The organism is Candidatus Acidiferrales bacterium (assembly GCA_035515795.1).
In the GTDB taxonomy this organism is placed as follows: Bacteria; Bacteroidota; Ignavibacteria; order Kryptoniales; family JAKASW01; genus JAKASW01.
In genome coordinates this window covers 49282-55490 of the sequence record DATJAY010000036.1, presented here as the reverse complement: position 1 = coordinate 55490, position 6209 = coordinate 49282, and the positions used below count along the sequence as shown (strand labels likewise).

The 6209-nt window shown below is 48.1% G+C and carries 3 protein-coding genes; all 3 read left to right on the top strand.

What is annotated here, in order from left to right:
- On the top strand, positions 1-2894 hold a 2894-nt coding region (locus VLX91_15675), incomplete at its 5' end, for a glycoside hydrolase family 3 C-terminal domain-containing protein (protein HUI31648.1).
- A 35-nt stretch (positions 2895-2929) separates the two neighbouring features.
- On the top strand, positions 2930-4366 hold the full coding sequence (locus VLX91_15670; GenBank protein HUI31647.1) for a glycoside hydrolase family 30 protein: 1437 nt from the start codon (positions 2930-2932) through the stop codon (positions 4364-4366).
- A 185-nt stretch (positions 4367-4551) separates the two neighbouring features.
- Positions 4552-6183, top strand: a complete 1632-nt coding sequence (locus VLX91_15665) for a sodium:solute symporter (protein ID HUI31646.1) — start codon at positions 4552-4554, stop codon at positions 6181-6183.
- Positions 6184-6209 lie beyond the last annotated feature (26 nt).

Below are 6209 nucleotides of genomic sequence, written 5' to 3'. Positions count from 1 at the left end.
CGCATGGTGTCAGGTATGGCATGGCGACAAGTTTCCCTGTCAGCATAGGGATGGCCGCAACCTGGGATATCGATTTAATCAGAGATGTCGGTGTGGCGCTCGGACAGGAGTTCCGCGGAAAAGGATTCCACCAGATGCTCGGTCCATCGATGGACATATGCCGTGATCCGAGGTACGGCCGAAGTCCTGAAAGCGGCGGTGAAGACTCTTATCTCTGTGCCCGGATAACGACATCTTTGATCAAAGGGGCGCAGAGCACGGGATGCATCGCTACGGCGAAGCATTATAATGCAAATGGAAAAGAGAACAATCGTACGAACAATGATGTGTCAATCAGCCAAAGAATGCTGATGGAAGAATATGGCCTCAACTTCAGGACTGCAGTCCAGGAAGGCGGCGTGATGTGCGTGATGAACGCGTACAATCTGATCAATGGACAGAAGTGCGCCGAGAATCCCAATCTGTTGACGAACATTTTGAGAACTCAATGGGGATTCCCATTTTATGTGGTATCGGATTGGGGATCGATCTGGAATACTGCCAATGCCGTAAATGCTGGATGCACGATTGACATGGGCGATACCCAGTACCAGGATAATCTTATGAACGACATTAACGGTGGATCGGTCAGCGTCTCAACAATCGATGACGCCGTCAGGGATGAATTAAAAACCAAGGCGCTTGCCGGGATGCTGGATTATTATCTGCCCGGCAATTCGAGCGATGTGAACAGTACTGAGCATCAGCAGCTTTGCCTGCAAGCGGGCAGGGAAAGTCTCGTCTTGCTCAAAAACCGGGACAACATACTTCCTCTCGATAAAGATTCGGTAAGAACCATTGCTGTCATCGGTCCGAGCGCTTCCGTCTGTCAGACGGATGCATCAGGGAGCAGCTGGGTTACGCCCTTCTACTCCGTCTCTCCGCTTCAAGGAATAGAAAACAAAATCGGCTCATCGAAGGTGGTCTATGCCAAAGGATGTGACATCAACAGTACTGATACCTCCGGATTTGCCGGCGCGATCAGCGCTGCTCAATCTGCCGACTATGTTATTTATGTCGGCGGACTTGATGGTACACAGGAAGGTGAGGGCTTCGATCGGGCAAGCGGTTCTATTGATCTTCCGGGTGAGCAGGAAGCTTTGGTAAATAGATTGAGCGCGGTAAACAAAAGTCTGATCTGCGTGATCGAGAGTGGGGGAGTGTGTGGTATCGACGGCTGCATACAAAGCATGAAAGGTTTGATCTACGGTTTTTATCCCGGACAGGAGGGCGGCAACGCGATCGCGGACGTGATCTTCGGCGATTACAATCCAGGAGGCAAGCTGCCGGTTACGATGCCGAGATCCGATTCGCAGCTTCCGCCGTACACCCTGAGCTACGACAATGAATATGGTGCAGGGTATCGCTGGTTTGATCAGATGGGGTACACTCCCGAATTTGCATTCGGATTCGGACTAAGTTACACGAGCTTCAATTATGGCAGCCTTACGATCACACCGACATCGGTTGCAGAGGGACAGAATGTTACCGTGAGCGTTGACGTTTCGAACACGGGTTCCAGGTCTGGTGACGAAGTTGTGGAACTCTATTTGTCGCACGTGTCCTCAACAGGACTTTGGATGCCTGTTAAGCAGCTTAGAGGATTCAAGCGAGTCTCGCTGGATTCTGGACAAACAAAGACAATAACATTCACTCTGACGAGCGACGAATTTTATTATTATGATACGACATCATCTTCATACGAGGTGGATCCTGGTACATACACCGTGAAGGTAGGCGGGTCATCTGATAATCTACCGCTTACCGGGGATTTTGATATTCTCTCGGCGCCTCCCAAACCGGATTTCGTGATAACCAACTTCAAGTGGTTTCCACGCTTTCCCGTTCAGGGAGACAACGTGGTTTTTCTTGCAATGGTGAAAAATCAAGGTACAGGTCCCAGCCCGGCCGACGCACCGCTCAAAGTTGATTTCTCCGTCAATGGAATCGAAGTAAGCCATGCTATTAGATTCAAAGGATCCATACCCGCCGGCGGAATGGCATTAATTTGTGCAGATACTGGTATCAATGCCGGAACGAATTCATGGCGGGCTGACCAGGTCGGAACGTTCGCGGTGAAAGCGAACGTCAACGCTGACAATTCCATAGACGAGCTCATTCCCGACGATAATATTTGCGAGGACACAGTAGTGGTGATTTCGAAACCGCCCATTAACATAGCGCTTTACAAGACCGCGACTGCATCGTCGATTGAGTCCTCGAGCTACCCGCCGTCTTACGCAGTTGATGGCAATTCCTCTACTCGGTGGTCTTCCCAGTTCAGCGATCCTCAGTGGATTAAAGTTGATCTCGGCGCGGTATATAACATCGATCAGGTTTCACTCTCATGGGAAGCTGCATATGCGAAAGAGTTTGAGATCCTGATTTCGAGAGACGATACCAGTTGGGAGGTTGCTCAGCACGTTACGAATGGCACCGGCGGATTGAACACCTTGCCCATCTCGATGCAGGCAAGATATGTAGAGATGTATGGAATCCAGAGGGCAACTCAATGGGGATATTCTTTATACGAATTTGACGTTTATGCCTCGGACACGACCGCCGCTGTCGAGGGATCGCTGCATGTGCCCGATAGATATTCTCTGGACGATAATTTCCCCAATCCGTTCAATCCAACCACGATGATTGGCTACCAGCTTCCGGTCAAGAGCCGGGTATCACTCGATGTGTATGATGTACTCGGAAGGAAAGTCGCCGGGCTTGTTGACGATGAAGAAAACGCGGGCTATTACAAAGTGAACTTCGACGGCAGCAAGCTCTCGAGCGGCGTATACTTCTGCAGATTGACTGCGGGCAATTATGCCTCCGTAAAAAAAATGGTGATGGTAAAATGATTTTACCAATTGTGTCCAATTCAATGAGGGACAGGATGAACGTATTCAGCGCAGTTTTCAGTTTCATGTTCCGATGCCTGCTGACTTACAATGCGCTCTCGGTGTTGATGGGAGTCCATTCTTATGGTCAGCAGAAACAACATGAAATGGGCGAGGTGTTTGTAACGGCTAAGTCCACGAACCAATTTCTTGCCGACGAGGGATCTCGGGCATTGGAACCGGTCGAGCAGCCGGACGAAAATTATCCGACCGTCATGATCGACGAGACAAAGACTTTCCAAACGATAGAGGGATTTGGCGGTGCGTTCACTGATGCGGCAGCCCTCGTCTTTGCCAGATTGCCGAAAGAGTCGCAGGAAAAATTCGTAAGGGCATGCTTCGATCCCGATAGTGGTAATGCGTACAATCTGTGTCGCACTACAATCAACAGCTGTGATTACTCCGACGAAATGTACACCTACGATGATGTGAAAGGAGACGGGAACCTGGAACATTTTACGATTGCACACGAATTGAAATACAGGATCCCGCTCATCAAGGAAGCGATGAAGATTGCGCGAGGGAGCTTGAGATTGTTTGCTTCCCCGTGGAGTCCGCCGGCATGGATGAAGACAAACGATAATATGCTCTACGGCGGAAAACTGAAATCGGAATATTATCAAACCTGGGCCGATTATTTTGTTAAGTACATTAAAGAATATCAAAAAGAGGGAATCCCTATTTGGGGAGTGACTGTTCAAAATGAACCAATGGCGGTTCAGGTTTGGGAATCGTGTATTTATACGGCCGAAGAAGAGAAGGATTTCGTTAGAGATAACCTGGGTCCTGCATTCGATAACAATGGCCTCGGTAATGTGAAGATCATGGTCTGGGATCACAATCGCGGTATAATGTACCAAAGGTCTCAGGCAGCCTATGAGGATCCGAAGGCTTCGCGGTATATTTGGGGAACAGCTTTCCACTGGTACGTCGGCGGGCACTTTGACAACGTCCGGGTCGTCCATGATGCCTTTCCAGACAAACAAATTCTTTTCACTGAAGCCAGTGTAGGTGGTTCCTGGCATGATGCTTACAAACTGGCTGAAAATGTAATTAACGACTTGAATAATTGGGCGGTCGGCTGGGTGACGTGGAACTTGCTTTTGGACCAGGATGGTGGGCCAAGGCATGCTGGAGGACTTGAGGGCGCAAACATTGTCACTGCTGACCTGCTCACTGGAGATGTCATATTCAATCCCGCTTATTATGTCTTTGGGCATTTTTCAAGGTTTATTAAACCAGGAGCAAAGAGAATTGCGTGTACTTCGAATGACGACAACCTTAAAGCCACGGCATTTATCAACACAGACGGAAAGATCGTGACGGTTATTTATAATCAGAACGACTGCGCTGAAATGTTTCAACTCTGGGTAAGCGGAAAAGTGCTAAAGGGCAGGATACCACCAAACGGCGTGGTATCAATTATTCTTTAGAATGGCCGTCCGAGATCACACTGAGACCGGCAATTTATTAATGTAATAACCAACATTTTATTAAACCGATAAGTCGGGTCATATCTTGCTATGTCAGGGTGTAAAAGTCTTCCTTTTTGATTCGATCTACAGATATTTCCGTGGCATCCTTTATGAAAGTGTGAAGACAGAAATGCGAGAATTGTTTGTCGATTGATTTTACGTTTGCCGATACCATAGTGATGTTTCTGTACCTCGGGATCATAATAGCGATGGGGGTGTACTACTCGGGGAAGAGAGAGCCTACCTTTAATGATTATTTCTTTGCGGGGAAAAACGTCGGTTGGTTTGCCATCGGGATGTCTGTCTTTGCGACTAACATTTCCAGCGAGCACTTCATAGGACTTGCCGGTGCAGGAGCTACAAGGGGGCTTGCAGTGGGCCAATTCGAGTTGATGGCCATTTTTGTCTTGATATTCTTGGGTTGGGTTGTTGTGCCTATTTATCTTAAGTCTGGAGTAGCGACCACTCCCGAATTTTTAGAAAAGAGATTTGGCAAGTCATTGCGAAAACCCTTTGCCGCGGTCTCGATAGTCTTGTACATATTTACAAAGATTACCGTTACTTTTTTTGCGGGCGGAATACTCTTCAATAGATTGTTTGGCTTGAATGTGTATGCTTCGGCGGTGATCGTCGTTTTATTTACAGGCTTGTATTCAATCTTAGGTGGTGCAAACGCCGTCATAAGAACCAACGTGTTCCAGGGTATTGTGCTTATCGTGGGTGCGGTTCTATTGACGGTCTTCGGCTTAAATGCGGCAGGCGGATTTTCCGGCCTTCAGCAGAAATTGCCGCCTGATTTTTTCCATATGTTCAAGCCCGAGAGCGATCCGGATTACCCGTGGACCGGCGTGTTGTTCGGTGCTCCGATCATCGCGTTCTGGTATTGGTTGACGGACCAATATTTCATTCAGAAGGTTCTTTCGGCAAAAAATCTGAACGAAGCGAGATTGGGTTCTCTCTTTGCGGCATCGCTGAAAGTGCTCCCCTTGTTCATACTTGTTCTTCCAGGCCTCCTTGCAGCTGCAATCTTCCCTGGCGTAAATGGTGATCAGGCGTATCCAACTCTGCTGACAAGCAGTTTGCTGCCGAGCGGCATAAAAGGGATAGTTGTGGCGGGTTTGCTTGCAGCAATCATGTCTTCGCTGGCGAGTATCTTTTCTTCAACCGCCGTTCTCGTCACGAATGATTTCTATAAACCGAAGCACCCTGAAGCCACGGACAGGGAATTGGTTTTAGCCGGCAGACTTGTCACCACTCTCATGGTTGTCATCGCAGTCCTCAGTATTCCATTGGTCAAGTTAATCAGTTCACAGGTGTATTTGTTTTTACAGAGTATTCAGGGATTTGTAAGCCCGCCTATCGCGGCGGTATTCCTTTTTGCTTTTGTGATGAAAAGGAAAGGAAGTTCCGCAGCCGCGATATGGACTCTTGTAATTGGAGAAGCCATCGGATTACTCCGGTTGGTGAGCGAATTGCTTGTCAAATCCGGATCGGTGGACAATGAATTACTCGTATCGATGGTGAACATAAACTTTCTTCACTTTTCCATTTTCCTTTTCTTGCTTAGCTCGGTAGTCTTCGTCTCGATCAGTCTGTTGGCATATAGGTCTGATCAGGCTTTGGAGGACAAGCTGAGATTCCAGATTCCAGGGTTGACAATCGGCGGGGACTTTGCATCCGCTGGTGAAGTAACTGTGAATTCCTATAAAGTTGGTACTTTGTTTTCTATTCTAATCCTTCTGATAATTGCTGGATTATGGAGCATTTGGTTCTAAGTAAATCGGCCGTGTCCGAAGTGGAC

Coding starts and splice junctions, on each gene's coding strand:
- VLX91_15670 (HUI31647.1), top strand. CDS start 2,930: ATGAACGTATTCAGCGCAGTTTTCAGTTTCATGTTCCGATGCCTGCTG.